The organism is Weizmannia sp. FSL K6-0777, from assembly GCF_038593185.1.
In the GTDB taxonomy this organism is placed as follows: Bacteria; Bacillota; Bacilli; order Bacillales; family Bacillaceae_C; genus Weizmannia; species Weizmannia faecalis.
On the sequence record NZ_CP151971.1, the window covers coordinates 2,936,189 to 2,952,621 of the forward strand.

Genomic DNA, 16,433 nt, shown 5'->3' on the forward strand with positions numbered 1-16,433 from the left:
TGCATCATCACGGCAGTTTCTTTTGTTTTTTTTGGCAAAACGGTCCAGTTTCGCTCCCCATCTGGCGGCTTGCAAGCGATCTTCCAATCTGCTTTTTCAGATTCTAGGCGGTTCAAAATCATGGCGGGCGTTCCTTTTTGCTTTTCTCGGCAAAATATTCCCGTTACGCCCCTCCCGCCATCCTGTAAATTTCCATCTGGTGGCTTGCAAGTGGCCTTCCGATTGTTTTTTCTATCTGCTTTGCGGCCTGGATGATGCGGTCAAAATCAATGCCGGTCTCAATGCCCATTTGCGCGAACAGGTACAGCAAATCTTCCGTGGCAACATTGCCGGATGCCCCTTTCGCATACGGACAGCCGCCCAGGCCACCTGCTGCGCTGTCAAAAACAGTGATCCCCATTTCGAGCGACTTAACAACATTCGCAAGTGCCGTCCCTCTTGTATCGTGGAAATGCATCGCCAGCTGCCTTGCATGAAAATCCTTCAGCAGTTCGTCGAGCAACCGCTCAACATCAGTCGGCACGCCGGCACCGATCGTATCCCCGAGGGAAATTTCATCCACGCCCATCGCAAACAAGCGGCCGGCCACATCTTTTACTTGCTTTGGGGAAACCGGTCCATCATACGGGCAGGCAATCACCGTCGAAATATATCCCCTTACCGATTTCCCGGCGCTTTTCGCTTCCTTCACCACTTTTTCCAAGACCGGATAGGTTTCAGCGATCGTTTTATTAATGTTGCGGAGGTTATGGCCTTCGCTTGCCGACATAAAGACGCTTACTTCATCCACACCTGCATTTAAGGCCCGCTCAAGCCCCCTCACGTTCGGGACAAGCGCGGCATAGGTCACGCCCGGCTTCCGTCTGATTTTTTCCAGCACCGCTCCGGTATCGGCAAGCTGCGGTATCCATTCCGGCCGGACGAATGATCCTGCTTCGATGTACGTCAGACCCGTATCTGACAATGCGTTGATCCATGCAATTTTTTCTTCTGTCGCCACGACCGCCTTTTCATTTTGCAGCCCGTCGCGCGGTCCGACTTCTTTCACGGTCACTTTTTCAGGCAGCTTCACATCCCCGCCTCCTTCAAATTGCGCTACTCCAGTTCCACCAGCACATCGGATTCGTTGACAAACTCGCCTTCCTGAGCATGGACTTTTACGACTGTACCGTCTTCCTCGGCGGCAATCGGAATTTCCATTTTCATGGATTCAAGAATGACCACATCGTCGCCTTCCTTCACCTGGTCGCCTTCCTTTACGAGCACTTTCCAAACACTTCCTGCCATACTTGCTGTAATTTCCATCTGCTTTTCCTCCTGTTTTAGAAAGTCACTAACAATTTGATCATGGCCGGGATCTTTTTTGCATGTTCTCCCGGGTGCTCCCCGCCTTTCACCTTTGAACCCGACTAATCCATTCCTCCACCTGACCATCTTACTCCCAGGGCTCTGCTTGGTTTAAATCTTTGTGTACCCATTAAAAATAGATGACGGCGGGGTTGTCTTCCTGCCTACCTTAACCAGTGGCAGGCCCGCTTTCTTTCGGATTCTCCCCTTTTCGAACCTGCCTACTTGCGGGATTCCGCTTGTTTTAAAAAGTCATTGACAAAATGCGTGGTGGTGTACCCTTTTAAAAATTGTTCGTGGCTGACGGTGTCAATCAGCATTGGAATATTCGTTTTAATCCCTTCCACTTGATAGTTTAAAAGCGCATCCCTGATCCTTTTGCAAGCTTCTTCGCGCGAGCTGCCCCAGGCAATCAGTTTGGCAATCATCGGGTCATAAAAAGGGGTCACTTCAGAACCTGCTTCCACGGCCGTCTCATTGCGGATGCCTTCCCCTTCCGGCAGCCGGAAAGCCGTAATTTTGCCCGGCGATGGCAGAAATGTCTTCGGATCTTCGGCATAAATCCGCACTTCAATCGCGTGACCGTTCCGCTTGAGCGTCTCCCTCGTGATCGTGAGGCGTTCGCCTGAAGCAACTTTCAACTGCTCTTCCACAATATCCAGCCCGGTAATTTCTTCCGTCACCGGATGTTCCACTTGCAATCTTGTATTCATCTCAAGAAAATAGAAATGCTGGTCCCGGTCCACGATCATTTCTATCGTGCCGGCATTGGTATAGCCAATGGATGTTGCTGCTTTCACTGCCGCATCCAGCATCTTTTGCCGGGTTGCTTCGCTGATAAAAGGCGATGGCGCTTCTTCGACAACTTTCTGGTGGCGGCGCTGGATCGAACATTCCCTCTCCATAAGCGGCACAACGTTTCCATATTGGTCTGCCAGAATCTGGATTTCCACGTGATGCGGTTCTTCAATATATTTTTCAATGAACATCGCGCCGTCCCCGAAAAACATTTCCGCCCGCTTTTTGTTACCGGCAAACGCTTTGCGCAGCTCTTTTTCGGTTTGGACCACTTGCATCCCGATTCCGCCGCCGCCTGCTGAAGCCTTCAGCATTGCGGGGTAACCGATTTTTTCCGCCGCTCGGACCGCCGCTTCTTCATCTGCAAGCGGATCATCCACCCCCTCAATCACCGGCACGCCTGCTGCTTTCATCGTGCGGCGCGCTTCAATTTTGCTGCCCATTGCGGCAATGATTTCAGGAGAAGGCCCGATAAATGCAAGTCCGGCCTCGATGCATTTTTGGGCAAAAGCCGCATTCTCGGATAAAAGCCCGTAACCCGGATGAACCGCTTCCGCCCCGCTTTCTTTGGCTGCCCGGATGATCGCATCGGCATTTAAATAACTTTGATTGACAGGCGGTTTGCCGATGCAGTACGCTTCATCCGCCTCGCGGACAAAAAGAGCCCCCGCATCCGCCTCGGAATACACCGCGACAGTTTTTACACCGAGCTTTTTACACGTACGGATTACCCGCCGCGCAATCTCTCCCCTGTTGGCAATCAGAATTTTTTTAAACAAATGGCAACGCTCCTTTCCATTCGAATGCAAACTTGTGCGACGCAAGTCTTCCAATCTTCTATCCTAGCAGCCAAGCTTTCTGGCAATAACAAGCCGCTGGATTTCGGATGTGCCTTCGCCGATTTCCATCAGTTTGATGTCGCGAAGATGACGCTCCACGTCGTACTCGCGCATATAACCGGACCCGCCGTGGATCTGGATCGCCTGGTTGCAGACGCGGAATCCCATCTCCGACGCAAACAGTTTTGCATAAGCGGCTTCTTTGCTAAACGGTTTTCCCTGATCTTTTAGCCATGCCGCTTTGTACACGGCATTGCGAGCAAGATCGATTTCCATCGCCATATCGGCAAGTTTGAACTGGATCGCCTGGAATTTTGAAATCGCTTGGCCGAACTGCATCCGTTCTTTCGCATATCGAAGTGCTTTTTCGAATGCAGCTTGGGCAATCCCGACCGATAATGCGGCGATGGAGATGCGTCCACCGTCCAGCGTGTACAAAAACTGGCTGAATCCTTTCTTTTCGTCGCCAAGCAAGTTTTCACGCGGGACACGGACGTTTTCGAGCACGATCTGGCACGTGTTGGATCCGCGAACGCCCATTTTTTCATACGGGCTTGTAATCGTCACGCCCGGTGCATCGGTCGGCACGATGATGGCGGAAATGATGTTACGACCGTTTTCTCTTTTGCCGGTTACAGCTGTCACGATCACTTGGCGGGCGTATTCGGCGTTTGTAATCCAGCATTTCTCGCCGCTTATCACCCATTCATCGCCGTCAAGTACCGCTTTTGTCCTTGTTCCGCCGGCGTCTGATCCGGCGTTCGGTTCCGTAAGCCCGAATGCGCCGAGCGCTTCGCCTTTTGCCATCGGAACGAGCCACTCCTGCTTTTGTGCTTCGGTGCCGAAATAGTAGATCGGGCTTGCACCAAGGCTTGTGTTTGCTGCATAGCTGAGCCCTGTTCCCCCGCATGCCTTTCCGATTTCTTCGACCGCGATGCAATAAGAGATAGTATCCCCGCCTGCTCCGCCGTATTTTTCCGGAAAAGGGATGCCTAAAAGGCCGAGGTTACCGAGCTTTTGAAATGTCTCGATCCGCATTTTTCCGGTTTCGTCTACTTCTCTTGCATACGGTTCGATCTCTTTCACAGCAAAGTCCCGAACCATCTCCTGCAGCATGATCTGTTCTTTAGACAATTCGAAATCCATAGGCTTCCTCCTATTGACGGCGCAGTATAGCCGTTGCGCCGGTTTTTTGGCAACTTACTGACTTTTAAAGGTGTACCCGCAAAGATTGCAAAAAAATCAATGCAGAAATAGCGGTGCCTATTCATTTTTTCAGTTCGCTTTCGATTCCCTGTAAAACGCTGCAAGGAACCGGCAGACAAATCGTCGCCCTGCCAACTCCTGATGGCTCGGCCGGTTCCCTGTCAAACAAACCTGCGGGCGAACCTTCCTTTTTATCTTTCCGCCCTGCGACTGGCCACCAGCTGTTCAATGCGCGCAATGGTTGCGGGGTCCTCGAGGCCGGTCATATCCCCTGTAGCCGCACCGTTTACGACAATTTCCTTTAACAACCGGCGCATAATTTTCCCGCTCACTGTTTTCGGCAACGTGTCCGTAAACAAAATCGCTTTCGGCACGGCAATTTTTCCGATTTGATCGACAATCCGGGCCTTGATCGCTTCTTTCAGCTCCTCGCTTTCCTCCGTCCCGTCGCTCAGGCGCACGAAGCAGACCGGCACCTCGCCCTTGATTTCATCTGGCACGCCAATGATAGCGGTTTCAGAAACACCCGGGGTTTCAAGCACCGCACTTTCCATTTCCATCGTGCTCAGCCTGTGCCCGGCAACATTGAACGCATCATCCGAACGGCCGGTGACCCATACGTAGCCGTCCTCATCGATCATCGCCAGGTCGCTTGCATAGTAGCAGCCGTCCACCTGGCTGAAATACGAGCCAAGATAGCGTTCCGGCTCTTTCCAAAGCGTGCGGCACAGCATCGGAAACGGCTTTTGAATGACAAGGTTTCCGAGCGTCCCCCGCGGTACCGGATTTCCTTCCTGATCGACGACATCAATTACAGCGCCTAAAAACGGCCTGCCTGCAGAGCCTGGTTTCATCGGCGTCAGCCAGGCGGCACCGGCAAGCGGCGATCCGGCTGTTTCCGTCTGCCCCCATGTGTTGTTCACGCAAATCTTTTTTCTGCCGAGCACTTCATATGTCCACTGCCATGTTTCCGCATCAAACGGCTCGCCGACAAGGGAGACGACATCAAGGCACGACAAATCATATTTTTCAAGCGGACGCTCCCCCATGCTTTTTAACATCCTCAGTGCGGTCGGAGCGGTGAACAATTTATTCACCCGGTACTTTTCAATGATCTGGTAAAACCGGTCTTTTTCCGGATAATCAATCGCCCCTTCGTAAAAGATGGTTGTAACACCGTTTGAAAGCGCGCCGGCAATGCCCCAAATATGCATCGTGAGCCAGCCGATATCCGCCGAGCACCAGAGCACATCGTCATCGTGATGGTCCATATGGTACTTTGCGTAAATGTAATTTTGTACGACAAACGCCATGCCGGAGTGGACAACGCCTTTTGGTTTCCCGGTCGTGCCGCTCGTGTAAAACACAATGCCATACTCGTTCGCTTCCAGCCGCTCCGGTTCACAATGGATGCTTACCTTCCTTGTTTCTTCATGCCACCAATAGTCGCGGCCCGCCTGCATATTGACATCCGTCCCGAGCCGGTCCACAACGACGACCGCTTTGACAGACGGAATGTCCGGAACAACACGGTCGACTTTTTCCTTGAGGAAAATCTTTTTCCCTCTTCGTTCGGTTGCATCGGCCGTCACGATGACTTTCGGTTCAAAATTCACAAGCCGGTCTTTCAGCGATTTTTCCGAGTATCCGGAAAAAATCGTATTGTAAATTGCGCCAATCCGGAAGCATGCGAGCACGGCAATCACCGCTTCCGCCAAATTCGGCAGGAAAATCGCCACGCAGTCGCCTTTTTTTACGCCGAACCCGCGCAACACATTGCTGAACCGATTTACTTCTGCAAGCAGCATATTGTACGTAAAAAACTTCGAATCGCCGTTTTCCCCTTCCCATATGAGCGCCGTCCGGTTGCCGGCACCGTTTTCGACATGGCGGTCAAGCAGGTTCACACATGGGTTGCTCACCCCGCCTTCAAAAAAGCGGAACCCGGGGAGGCTGCCTGTCATTGTTTCCTTCCACGGTTCATACCAGGTGAGCTTTTGGGCAACGCGCCCCCAAAATGCTTCCGGATCCGTTTGCGACAGGTGCAGCAGTTCCTCAAATGCTTTGCTTGAGCCGATTTCGGTTGAACGGATTTTATCATCACTTGGATAAACGAGTTTGCTTTTGGCAATGCCGCTTTGTTCCATGGACATGCTCCTTTCCGGTGATCGGTCGGGAAAACGAAGTTCCCTTTTTAAGAAAATCCCTGCATACGAGATTCACTCGCTTTTATCAACGCCATTCTCCTATGCTGCCCGCTAAAAGATTTACAGCGTTTGAATGCGGCTCTTCCCGGCAAAGTGGCGAACGCCTTCTTCCATCCCGCGTCGAATTCCCGGGCGTTTTCATCCGTGTTTTTGGGGATACAAACGCCTGACGTTGCACCAACCTTATAACGGCGTTTGTATGGCCGCTTTTTCTGCCAGACTGACGGGCGCAACCTGTCATCCCGTGGTGAATTTCTCGGGCGTTTTCATCCGTGTTTTTGGGGATACAATACCTATTGCTGCACCAACCTGATAACGGCGTTGGTTGGCTGGTTTTTCTGCCAGACTGACGGGCGCAACCTGTCATTCCGTGGTGAATTCCCGGGCGTTTTTATCCGTGTTTTTGGGGATACAAACGCCTGATGCTGCACCAACCTGAAAACGGCGTTTGTATGGCCGCTTTTTCTGCCAGACTGACGGGCGCGACCTGTCATCCCACGGTGAATTCCCGGGCGTTTTTATCCGGGCAATCAAAAGGTTGGTATTTTCTCCCCCGGTCTCTGCAAACGGTTTATAGCAGTGGGGAAACCATCCTTTCCTTTTATCCCGTACCAAACTGTTCACGGAGTTTGAACTTCTGCACTTTCCCGGAAGGCGTGCGCGGAATTTCCTTAACGAAAATGACCTTGCGCGGTTTTTTATAGCTTGCAAGATGGTGTTTGCAATATTCCGTCACTTCTTTTTCCGTCAGCCGCGCGCCATCTTTTTTTACAATAATGGCGCAAACCGCTTCCATGTACTTCGGATCGGGGATGCCGATCACAGAGACTTCTTTTACCGCTTCATGGCGGTAAAGCACATCTTCTATTTCTGCAGGATAAATATTTTCTCCTCCGCTCCGGATCATATCTTTCTTCCTGCCGGCAATGGTTAAAAACCCTTCCGAATCAAAAAAGCCAAGATCCCCTGTTTTGCACCAGCCATCCGCAAACGTCTCCATGGTCGCCTCCGGTTTTTTCCAATACCCTTCTGAAACAGCAGGGCTTTTAATGAGGATTTCACCCACTTCTCCTGCAGGAAGCGGGTTTCCGGCATCATCTGCAATTTGAATCGCAGTCAAAGGCATCGGTTTTCCGACTGTACTGCCTTTTTTTGCGGCATCCTGCGGGTCGAGTGAAGCGGCAATCGGCTGCCCTTCTGTCAAACCGTACACTTGGACAACGCCAATGTGCGGAAAATGTGCCCGGATACTTTCCAAAGCCCACGGCATGAGCGGGTCCCCGCCGGTGTAAATCGTCTTCAGCGTTTCCAGCCGGTACTGTGCCAAATCCGGCAAATGCAGCATGTCATAAATCATAAAAGGAAATAAAAAACAGCATGCTACCTTTTCCTTTTCCATGACAAACAGGACTCGCTGAATCTCGAAGTCTTTACTTTTTGTAATGATGACGGTTCCGCCCCGCATGAGAACCGGCAAAGCAATGTCTTCCATTGCGCCGACATGGTAGAGCGGCCCCGTTGTCATGGCCGTTTCCCGGGCTTGAAACCCCCATTTCAAAGCTTGAATGGCTGAAAACCAGAATGTCGTATTATGCGTCCAAATCGCACCTTTTGGCCTTCCCGTCGTCCCGGACGTATACATCAGCATCACCGGGTCATTTAAATGGATGGATGGCACGCCGGGGTCTTCCTGCTGTCCTTCCCCGAGCACGGCAAACGGCTGCGCCCATCCCGGAACGGCTGATGCTTCCTCCTGAAGGCAGATAAATTGTTCAACCGGCACCTCGTGTTGAATCGGCTCAATCCGTCCGGCAAGACCTGCGTGAAAACATAATATTTTTGTGCCGGAGTCGTTTAAGCAATAGACCAGTTCGGGGCTTGACAAGCGGAAATTCAAACGGACTGCAATTGCCCCGATTTTCGCCGCCGCAAAATAAAGGCCGAAATACTCAAGGCAGTTGTAGAGCAGAATGCCGACCCGGTCTCCTTTCCGGACGCCAAGCTGTGTAAGCTTGTTTGCATAAGCATTGGAAATCGCGTGCAATTCCTTGAAAGTCCATGCTCTTCCGGCTTCTTCCTGCACCGCAGTTTTTCCGGAAACAAGCGGGTCCGGATCCTCTGCAATGTTCTTGATCATCCAGCCAACGTGCAACCATGTTCCCCCTTCCCACACTTTGATGCCCTATAAAAAGCAAGAACCATGCCAGCTTGAAAAGAAGCGGAAAACAACATGTACGTGTTGGAAAAGGCGGCCGGGTTTCCCGATTTCCGAAACGTTCCTTTACCAATTTATGATGCAAACAGCGGCTTTATGGCAGAAAAACAGATTCGGAATTTCAGAAGGCCAATCCGGATTTCCGGATGATTAAAAAATAGTGCTCCTGCAAGTGGATGTTCGGGCTTGATGTCAAAACTTACATAGAAGCAATATCTATCCTGATCGTTTGACGTGAAAAACTGCGTTCATTTTACCTCAATACGAAGCTTTTTCATTTTGTCGTAAAGCGTGGAGTGGCCAATCCCGAGGGCTTTTGCCGCCTGTTTTTTATCAAAACAGGCAGCCCGCAGCGCTTCCTCAATCATTTGTTTTTCCGCTGCCTCCATCCTTTCTTTCAAACTGCTTTCTTTTTTTCTGTTTAAGTGTTCACGGATTGCGTCAGGCAGGTCCTCTAACCCGATCGCATCTGAAGAGGCCATGTAGACCGCTGCGTGAACAGCATTTTCCAGTTCGCGAATGTTTCCCGGCCAATTGTACCCTTCGAGCGCGGAGAGGGCTTCAGGGCTGAAACCGGTGACCCTTTTGCCGAGACCGGATGATGCTTTCTTTAGGAAATGCCGCGCCAAAAGTGGGATATCTTCCGCCCTAGTGCGGAGCGGGGGGATATCCAGCTGGATGGCATTGATGCGGTAGTACAAGTCTTTTCTGAAACGGTTTTGTTCAACCAGTTCTTTAAGCGGTTGGTTTGTTGCCGCGATGATACGGACATCGATCGGTTTTGGATGGACCGCGCCGACCGGTTCGATTTCTTTTTCCTGTAGCACGCGCAATAGTTTTACCTGCATCATCACCGGCATGTCGCCGATCTCATCGAGAAAAATCGTCCCCCCTTCCGCCGCCTGGAACTTGCCGGGCTTACCACCTTTTTTCGCGCCGGTGAACGATCCTTCTTCATATCCGAACAGCTCGGATTCCATGAGATGTTCGGGAATCGCGCCGCAGTTGATTTTGATAAACGGACTATTGCTCCGGTCGCTAGAGCTGTGAATGCTGTGGGCAACCAGCTCCTTTCCGGTCCCGCTTTCCCCGGTTATCAAAACGGTGATATCCCCGCGCGCCACCTTTTTGATTTTTTCTTTCAATAGCGCCATTTGCCCGGAGCCGCCGATCAGATCGCCCAGCATATATTTCACGCCGACTGCACGGGGCTGCTTCTCAAGCAAAAACCGGCTTTGCGACAGCATATGCCGGATATGGGTGTTCAGCTTTTGCCAATCGTATAGATCTCTGAAAATGATAATCCCGACAGCCCCAAGAATTTTTCCATCTTCTATGATCGGAATCCGGTTTGCAATGACATATTCGCCTCTTAAAAACTGCAGCTGGGCAAGTTCTGCTTTTCCCGTTTTCACCACAAGATGCATTCTCGTATTTTCAATTGCATGGGTCACGTGTTCGCCAATCACTTTGTTTCGTTCCACTTTCAAAAAATCGCAAAAATTGCGGCTCATGTAACGGATATATCCTTCGTGATCCACGATCAATGTGCCAGAATATGTTTTTTCAAACACGATGTCCAACAACCTGGTGTTGAGAAATTTTTCGCTGATCATGCCATCCTCCTTTTCCATGCTGAAGTTACGGACTTGATTTTTGAAAGCGTTTACATATTTCATTGTACCTGTCCTGGCGTTTTCAATCAACCGTCTTTGCATGGACGGCAGGGGAGGTCGTTCCACATGCAGAGCTTTGCATTTCATTTTGTCTTTTTGGCAGTACTTCTAATATGTAGGCATTTTACGCGGAGTCCCTCTTTTTTGATGGATTTTAAAGTACAGCACGTATGAAATAAATCTGTTTAATAGTTTCTAAGAGACCATTCGTTGTGCCGAAATTTGCGCACAAAAGCTCCGCTATTTTCTTTCATGGTTGAGAGGATGAAAGACAAATGAACAACTTCCTTGCAGTGAATTCTCCTTCATCACGGTTATGAAAGACAAATCATAAGCGAACCGCCGCTTTCAAATACTTTTTGCTACCCAGGAGACAAACCTTTAAATGTCCTTCGAGTACCCCACTCGAACGGCATATGATTTCCCAAATGAATGTATGGCGTGGCCCTGCCGGCAATGTATAGTGACTTTTGGCATGCCATCAAAAAACAGTTCGCATGTGCGGGCGCCTCTTATATACTTCCCAATTAAAAAAGCCGCCCCGCCGTTTGGCAGAGCAGGCTTCTGATCATTTTTTCTCCTCGAAAACTTTCCGGATTCGTTCAACGGCCCATTCCAGCTCTTCTTCCGTTATGATGAGCGGCGGGGCAAAGCGGATGACGTTTTCATGCGTTTCTTTGCAAAGTAGCCCTTCCTCTTTCAGTGCTTCGCAATAGGTGCGCGCCGGTTCTGTGAGCTCCACGCCGATGAAAAGGCCACGGCCGCGAATTTCCTTAATCGACGGGTGCTTGATTTCACGCAATTTTTCCAAGAGCACCTGCCCAAGCCGGAGCGAACGTTCCACCAGTTTTTCTTCTTCAATTACCTCAAAGCTTGCGATCGATACCGCACATGCAAGTGGATTGCCGCCGAACGTCGAGCCGTGCGACCCCGGATTGAATACGCCTAGAATTTCTTTATTCGCGGCTACACAGGAAATCGGCATGACACCACCGCCAAGCGCTTTACCAAGAATGAACACATCCGGCGTAACGCCCTCCCAGTCCACCGCAAACAGCTTGCCGGTCCGGCCTAACCCGGTTTGCACTTCATCGGCCATAAAAAGCACCCGGGACGCGCGGCAAATGTCCGCTGCTTCTTTTAAAAACCCGGCTGGCGGAATGTTGATGCCAGCTTCTCCCTGGATCGGCTCGACAAGGAACGCTGCCGTGTTCGGGGTGATGGCTTCCCTCAGTGCTTCCGCATCCCCGTACGGAATGAGCTTGATACCCTCAATCATCGGCCCGAAGCCGCGTTTATATTCTTCTTCCGATGAGAGCGACACCGCAAGCAGCGTACGACCATGGAAGTTCCCGGTACAGGCGATGATCTCCGCTTTATTGTCCGGCACGCCTTTCACATCGTATGCCCAGCGCCGCGCAGCTTTGACCGCCGTTTCCACCGCTTCCGCCCCGGTGTTCATCGGCAGCACCATATCCTTTTTCGTCAGTTGACACACTTTTTCGTACCATTCGCCGAGTTTGTCGTTATAAAACGCACGCGATGTGAGCGTTACACGGTCCGCCTGGTCTTTTAATGCCTGAATGATTTTCGGGTGGCGGTGCCCCTGGTTCAGCGCCGAATAAGCGCTCAGCATATCCATATAGCGGCGGCCGTCCGGATCCTTCACCCACACCCCTTCCGCTTCCGAAATGACGACGGGAAGCGGCGCGTAATTATGAGCACCGAACTGTTCCGTTTTTTCAATTACTTGCTTCGCCTGGTCTTTTACTTGTGCCATTTTGTTTCCCCCTTCTTTTCACTGTCCCTATCCATTCATATGCAAAAAGAATGCCATCATGAAAAAAAGGCCTTCGTGCGGTTTTTTCAGTGAAAATGCAAAAAAATTTTGCAGAAACCCGCAAAATATTTTAAAATTTTTATAATCGGAGGGGGATGCAACATGGAAGAAACAAAAGATGTACGCCTCGCGTTGTATGAAGCAATTATGAATCTCGTCGATGCCGGCATTCATGCGGTAGACAAAGAAGGGCGCACGATGATTTACAATCAAAAAATGCGGGATATTGAGGGGATGGACAGCCGTGAAGTACTGCATAAAAAATTGGAAGATGTTTTCCGCTTCCGCAGCAGTGAAGAAAGCACCCTGTTAAAGGCGCTCAAAACCGGAGAAGAAAGTCATCTTGTCAAGCAGACGTATTTTAACAATAAAGGCCGCGAAATCACCTCCGTCAACCATACGTATCCGTTTTATTATAAAGGGAAATTGATGGGCGCTGTTGAAATTGCGGAGGACATTACGAAAATCGAGCGCCTCATCCGTCGGAACCATGAGCCCCATACCGGTTACACATTTCACCATATTATTGGGAAAAGCAAGGCGGTTTCTGAAGTCATTGAATTTGCAAGACGCGCCGCCCGTACTTCCTCCTATGTGCTGATTATCGGCGAAACCGGGACGGGAAAAGAGTTGTTTGCACAAAGCATCCACTATGAAAGCGAAAGAAGCCGGGGACCGTTCATCACGCAAAACTGTGCAGCGCTTCCCGATAATCTCATTGAAAGTATCTTATTTGGTACGAAAAAAGGGGCATTTACAGGGGCCGTTGACCGCGCAGGGCTGTTCGAACAGGCGGACGGCGGCACGCTTTTGCTCGATGAAATCAATGCATTGAACATTCATTTGCAGGCAAAACTTTTGCGGGTGTTGCAAGAGAAAAAAGTGAAGCGGATCGGGGGGACGCAGGAAAAGCCGGTCGATGTGCGCGTGATCGCCACCATGAACGAAACGCCGTACGAAGCAATTGCAAATCACCGTTTGCGCAAAGATTTGTACTACCGGCTTGGTGTCGTGACGTTGCTTATCCCACCGTTAAGGGACCGGCTGGAAGATTTGCCGCTCCTCACTCGCCACTTTATTCAAAAATACAACACCCTTTTTCAAATGAATGTCAGGGGGATAACACCGGAAGTGCTTACTTTCTTCCGTTCGTACCGCTGGCCTGGCAATATACGCGAGCTGGAGCATATCATTGAGGCAGCAATGAATGTCATGCTGGAGGAAGACATGATTGAACTCCGCCACCTGCCCATGCAGTACCGGCAGTCCGGCCACTACACTCCGGCGGCGGAAAAATCACCGCTTTTAAAAGACCGGCTGCTTGAGTATGAGAAACAATGCATTTTAGAGGCACTTGAGGCAAACGGGTCGAATATATCAAAAGCAGCAGAACAGCTCGGGTTAAGCCGGCAAAGTCTCCAGTACCGGATGAAACGGCTCGGGATTTGACGCATGTCACTACAACTATGCTTGCCGGCTTTTTGGCCGGCTTTGAGATCACCTCTAGCCAGAGAGTAAGAAAACAAAAAGGCAGGGGATTCAACGAATTTCCACTGCCAATTACAGGGCATCCGCAAGTGCTTGAAGGCTATCAAAATACTGAAAATCAAATCAGCACTACCATCCAACTGCTGGACGAGAAAATCAAAAAATTAGCTTCCACCAATGCAGACATTAAAAAAAGCTATTCTGGCCGAACGCTTGAAAATACAGAAAAAGGGGCAATGAGCATGGAAGTAAAAATTCACTTTGATGCAGTTGAAATATCGCTTGCAAACATCCGTTCCAAGTCACAGAGCCTTGAAATTTCTAAATTGGAAGAGGCCGGTGCGCAATATCATTTGTCTGCATTAAATCATATTGCAGAAGTAGATCAACGCCTGGAACAAATTCTTGCATCCTACCAATCTGTCACGCTGAAAAACGAAGCCGCGGCCAAAAAAGCTGTGCAGGAGATAAAGGCATACGATGAACAGCTCGGAGAAAGCTTCGAAGGCCGCCCAATGAGCAGGTGAAATGATGAAAATTCTTGATGTGCAGTTCTTTGAACAGGTCATAGCGGACACGCAAAAAACTTGCAGTCAAAATTCGACCAAATTGCAGGCATCCAGAAGGTCATCGATGCGTTTGTAAATATGGAAGATGATTTCAAAGGCAAAGCCGGCAACGCGATACGCGGTTATTTCCGCGATTTCCACCAGCCGTTTCTTTTGTACCTACAGACATTTTTAGCGGATTACAACGAGGCATTGGACCAAATCCGGAAAGACTTGTCCGCATTCGAACCTGACCCAAACGGCTATATCGATGAAACTTTTCTTACCGGCAGCCTCTCCCCCGCCCTGAAAAAGCTGGAAAACACGATTGGCGCAATTTTGGAAGATGCCAATGCGGCCATCCGAAAAGTTTCAGATTTGGTCGACATAAAAACCATTGATATCGACGAAAAACTGCATCCAATCGTGAAAGCACGGAAGAGGGTAAACAAAACCGTTGAAGACCTGTACGACTTTGACAATAAAGCCGTGAATACGCTTGAAAAACTTGAACATAACCTGGACGCAATGAATAAATTTGTCCAGCAGATGGACACCATGTTCAACAGCGTGGACATCACCACCTACAGCCCGAACAAGTTTACCGTTACCAAAGCGTACCGCAGCCTTGAGGGCGAACTGATCGAAAAAGCCGGTGTAAAGCCTGCCCGCATAGTAAAGGGACAGGATTTTAACGGCCATTTGTCCGTCAAGTTCCATTTTTACGAAGACGGCACGGTTATCATGGCATTCCGGAAGCCTGGGTCCAGCCAGGTTTTTTATGAACGGGTGGACAGCATCCCGAAAGCCGCTATCCCGAAAGAAAAGCCGGATGACCCGCTCCTGCTTGAAATTTGGAATGGTTTTTACAAAGGGGCCAGCGAAGTAGTTGGAGATCTCATTGAAACGGTTGCAGGCTTGCCAAAGCTCGCTTATACGATCGGTTACAAGGGGGCAGAATTTGCAGATCACCTTCTCTCCTCCCCCTCGCCAAAAACATATTTATACAGCACCGTCCACAAAGGCATCGATATGGCAAAATACATGCGCCAAGCAGTTGAACTGGCTTTCGAACGTGACTTCTTTCACGGCAACGCCGAAACCCGGACAGAATTTCTCACCCACGGCATCGGCACAATCGGCCTGTCTCTCTTGGGCGACAAAGGAATTAGCAAAATCGGTCCAGCTGTAAAAGGAGGAAGACTCGCGGAAAAAGCCGGGAAACTGCGGGTGAATACCGCCGGAATGCCAGCACTTCAGGCAGCCGGAGCCGGCCCCGAAAAAATTCCTTATAATGTTTGGGATGAGCTAGGGGCAAGATTACAGAAAACAACTAGGGAAAATTGGAATGATAGTAAAAGACAAGATAAATTTGTGAACGTTAATAACAAAAAAATAATAAGTTCAGCAACTGTACCCAAAAAGGGCGGAGAGACTGTTGCAGGCCATGCTTTACAAAAACATTCTGGAAGAAGGCCGGATATATGGGGAGAGATAAAAGGCGGACCTAATCAAATTAATCAAACTGCTTTAAAACATCTTCAAGAAATACTAGAAGGACCTGGGGAATTTATGGAAGTTAAAAATCCAAGAGGAATTAAGTTTTTAGAGAAAAAACTGCCTGATGGTCGTGGAGTGCGCTTAAATCTGGATGGAACATTTAAAGGGTTTATTGATCAGTAAACTAAAAAAGGGGAAGCAAAAGTGGAAAATTTAGAAATTATTTTATTTGGTTTTAATAAAAGTAAAATTGATAAATTTATTTACAATGATCTTAAATTAGATAGACTGAAACCAGTGTCTTCGCATTTTTTTGACAATATTTCTAAGAAGGATTTGGATTTTTGTGAGTTAAAGAGCATAGAACAAACATTAGTCCCTAAAGGCACTGGGAATATTGTATTAGCGGAATTGGAGTTAGGTATCTTATTAAAAAATGTGGTTATTTTGCTTTCTTTTGATGAAAAATATGGTGATATTGTTTTAAACTTTCCCGAAAATGAATTGTTAATCGGTGACAAAACTGATATGAAGTTAAGATTAAAAAAACTAGTAAATTATCTTGTTTCCCTTCAACAAACTTACGATATTCCCAAAATTTTTATTGGGTATGAGCCTGCGACTGATGAGGACTCTGTGTTAATAGAAATGAATAGGGACAAGGCTAATTATGATCAAGAAATCGAAGAAGTGCTGGCTAAAACTGGCCATTGAAATACTTCATGATGGAGAAATCAAAATAGATCTGCGTAAGGGCTTGCTGAACGAA

General features: G+C 49.2%; 12 protein-coding genes. 4 read left to right on the forward strand and 8 right to left on the reverse strand.

Annotated elements, in window-relative coordinates:
• Window positions 1-163 precede the first annotated feature (163 nt).
• From NST70_RS14150 to NST70_RS14185, 8 genes are all read right to left on the reverse strand, one after another.
• On the reverse strand, window positions 164-1,072 hold the full coding sequence (locus tag NST70_RS14150; protein WP_341289498.1) for a hydroxymethylglutaryl-CoA lyase: 909 nt from the start codon (window positions 1,070-1,072) through the stop codon (window positions 164-166).
• Window positions 1,073-1,095: 23 nt separating this feature from the next.
• Window positions 1,096-1,305 carry an acetyl-CoA carboxylase biotin carboxyl carrier protein subunit gene (locus NST70_RS14155; RefSeq protein WP_014097143.1) on the reverse strand — a complete coding sequence of 70 codons (210 nt, stop codon included), beginning with the start codon at window positions 1,303-1,305 and terminating at the stop codon, window positions 1,096-1,098.
• Between the two features lie 263 nt (window positions 1,306-1,568).
• A complete protein-coding gene (locus NST70_RS14160) occupies window positions 1,569-2,924 on the reverse strand; it encodes an acetyl-CoA carboxylase biotin carboxylase subunit (protein ID WP_342475385.1) in 1,356 nt (451 codons plus the stop codon).
• Window positions 2,925-2,987: 63 nt separating this feature from the next.
• Window positions 2,988-4,130: an acyl-CoA dehydrogenase family protein gene (locus tag NST70_RS14165; RefSeq protein WP_342475386.1), complete on the reverse strand. Its 1,143-nt coding sequence runs from the start codon at window positions 4,128-4,130 to the stop codon at window positions 2,988-2,990.
• Window positions 4,131-4,381: 251 nt separating this feature from the next.
• Window positions 4,382-6,337, reverse strand: coding sequence for an acetate--CoA ligase (locus NST70_RS14170; RefSeq protein WP_342475387.1), 1,956 nt, complete (start codon window positions 6,335-6,337; stop codon window positions 4,382-4,384).
• A 661-nt stretch (window positions 6,338-6,998) separates the two neighbouring features.
• A complete protein-coding gene (locus tag NST70_RS14175) occupies window positions 6,999-8,549 on the reverse strand; it encodes an AMP-binding protein (RefSeq protein WP_342475388.1) in 1,551 nt (516 codons plus the stop codon).
• A 311-nt stretch (window positions 8,550-8,860) separates the two neighbouring features.
• A complete protein-coding gene (locus NST70_RS14180) occupies window positions 8,861-10,228 on the reverse strand; it encodes a sigma 54-interacting transcriptional regulator (protein ID WP_342475389.1) in 1,368 nt (455 codons plus the stop codon).
• A 628-nt stretch (window positions 10,229-10,856) separates the two neighbouring features.
• Window positions 10,857-12,068, reverse strand: coding sequence for an ornithine--oxo-acid transaminase (locus tag NST70_RS14185; protein ID WP_342475390.1), 1,212 nt, complete (start codon window positions 12,066-12,068; stop codon window positions 10,857-10,859).
• A 162-nt stretch (window positions 12,069-12,230) separates the two neighbouring features.
• On the opposite strand from NST70_RS14185, the gene NST70_RS14190 reads away from it, so the two are divergent.
• Genes NST70_RS14190 through NST70_RS14205 form a run of 4 tightly spaced genes read left to right on the forward strand, consistent with a single transcriptional unit; the run spans window position 12,231 to window position 16,378 of the window.
• Entirely contained in the window at window positions 12,231-13,577 is a 1,347-nt protein-coding gene (locus NST70_RS14190) for a sigma 54-interacting transcriptional regulator (protein ID WP_110134183.1), read from the forward strand.
• On the forward strand, window positions 13,574-14,143 hold the full coding sequence (locus NST70_RS14195; RefSeq protein ID WP_247664008.1) for a DUF5344 family protein: 570 nt from the start codon (window positions 13,574-13,576) through the stop codon (window positions 14,141-14,143). Before NST70_RS14190 ends, NST70_RS14195 begins: the two co-directional genes overlap by 4 nt.
• Before the next feature lie 60 nt (window positions 14,144-14,203).
• Window positions 14,204-15,847 (forward strand): LXG domain-containing protein, encoded by a 1,644-nt coding sequence (locus NST70_RS14200; RefSeq protein ID WP_328228185.1) that lies wholly within the window; start codon window positions 14,204-14,206, stop codon window positions 15,845-15,847.
• Window positions 15,848-15,868: 21 nt separating this feature from the next.
• Entirely contained in the window at window positions 15,869-16,378 is a 510-nt protein-coding gene (locus tag NST70_RS14205; RefSeq protein ID WP_211062235.1) for a hypothetical protein, read from the forward strand.
• Window positions 16,379-16,433: the final 55 nt, after the last annotated feature.

Excerpts from the sequence above, each read along its gene's own strand:
- NST70_RS14180 (WP_342475389.1), bottom strand. The coding sequence starts at position 10,228 with ATGATCAGCGAAAAATTTCTCAACACCAGGTTGTTGGACATCGTGTTT.
- NST70_RS14165 (WP_342475386.1), bottom strand. The coding sequence starts at position 4,130 with ATGGATTTCGAATTGTCTAAAGAACAGATCATGCTGCAGGAGATGGTT.
- NST70_RS14185 (WP_342475390.1), bottom strand. The coding sequence starts at position 12,068 with ATGGCACAAGTAAAAGACCAGGCGAAGCAAGTAATTGAAAAAACGGAA.
- NST70_RS14190 (WP_110134183.1), top strand. The coding sequence starts at position 12,231 with ATGGAAGAAACAAAAGATGTACGCCTCGCGTTGTATGAAGCAATTATG.
- NST70_RS14155 (WP_014097143.1), bottom strand. The coding sequence starts at position 1,305 with ATGGAAATTACAGCAAGTATGGCAGGAAGTGTTTGGAAAGTGCTCGTA.
- NST70_RS14170 (WP_342475387.1), bottom strand. The coding sequence starts at position 6,337 with ATGGAACAAAGCGGCATTGCCAAAAGCAAACTCGTTTATCCAAGTGAT.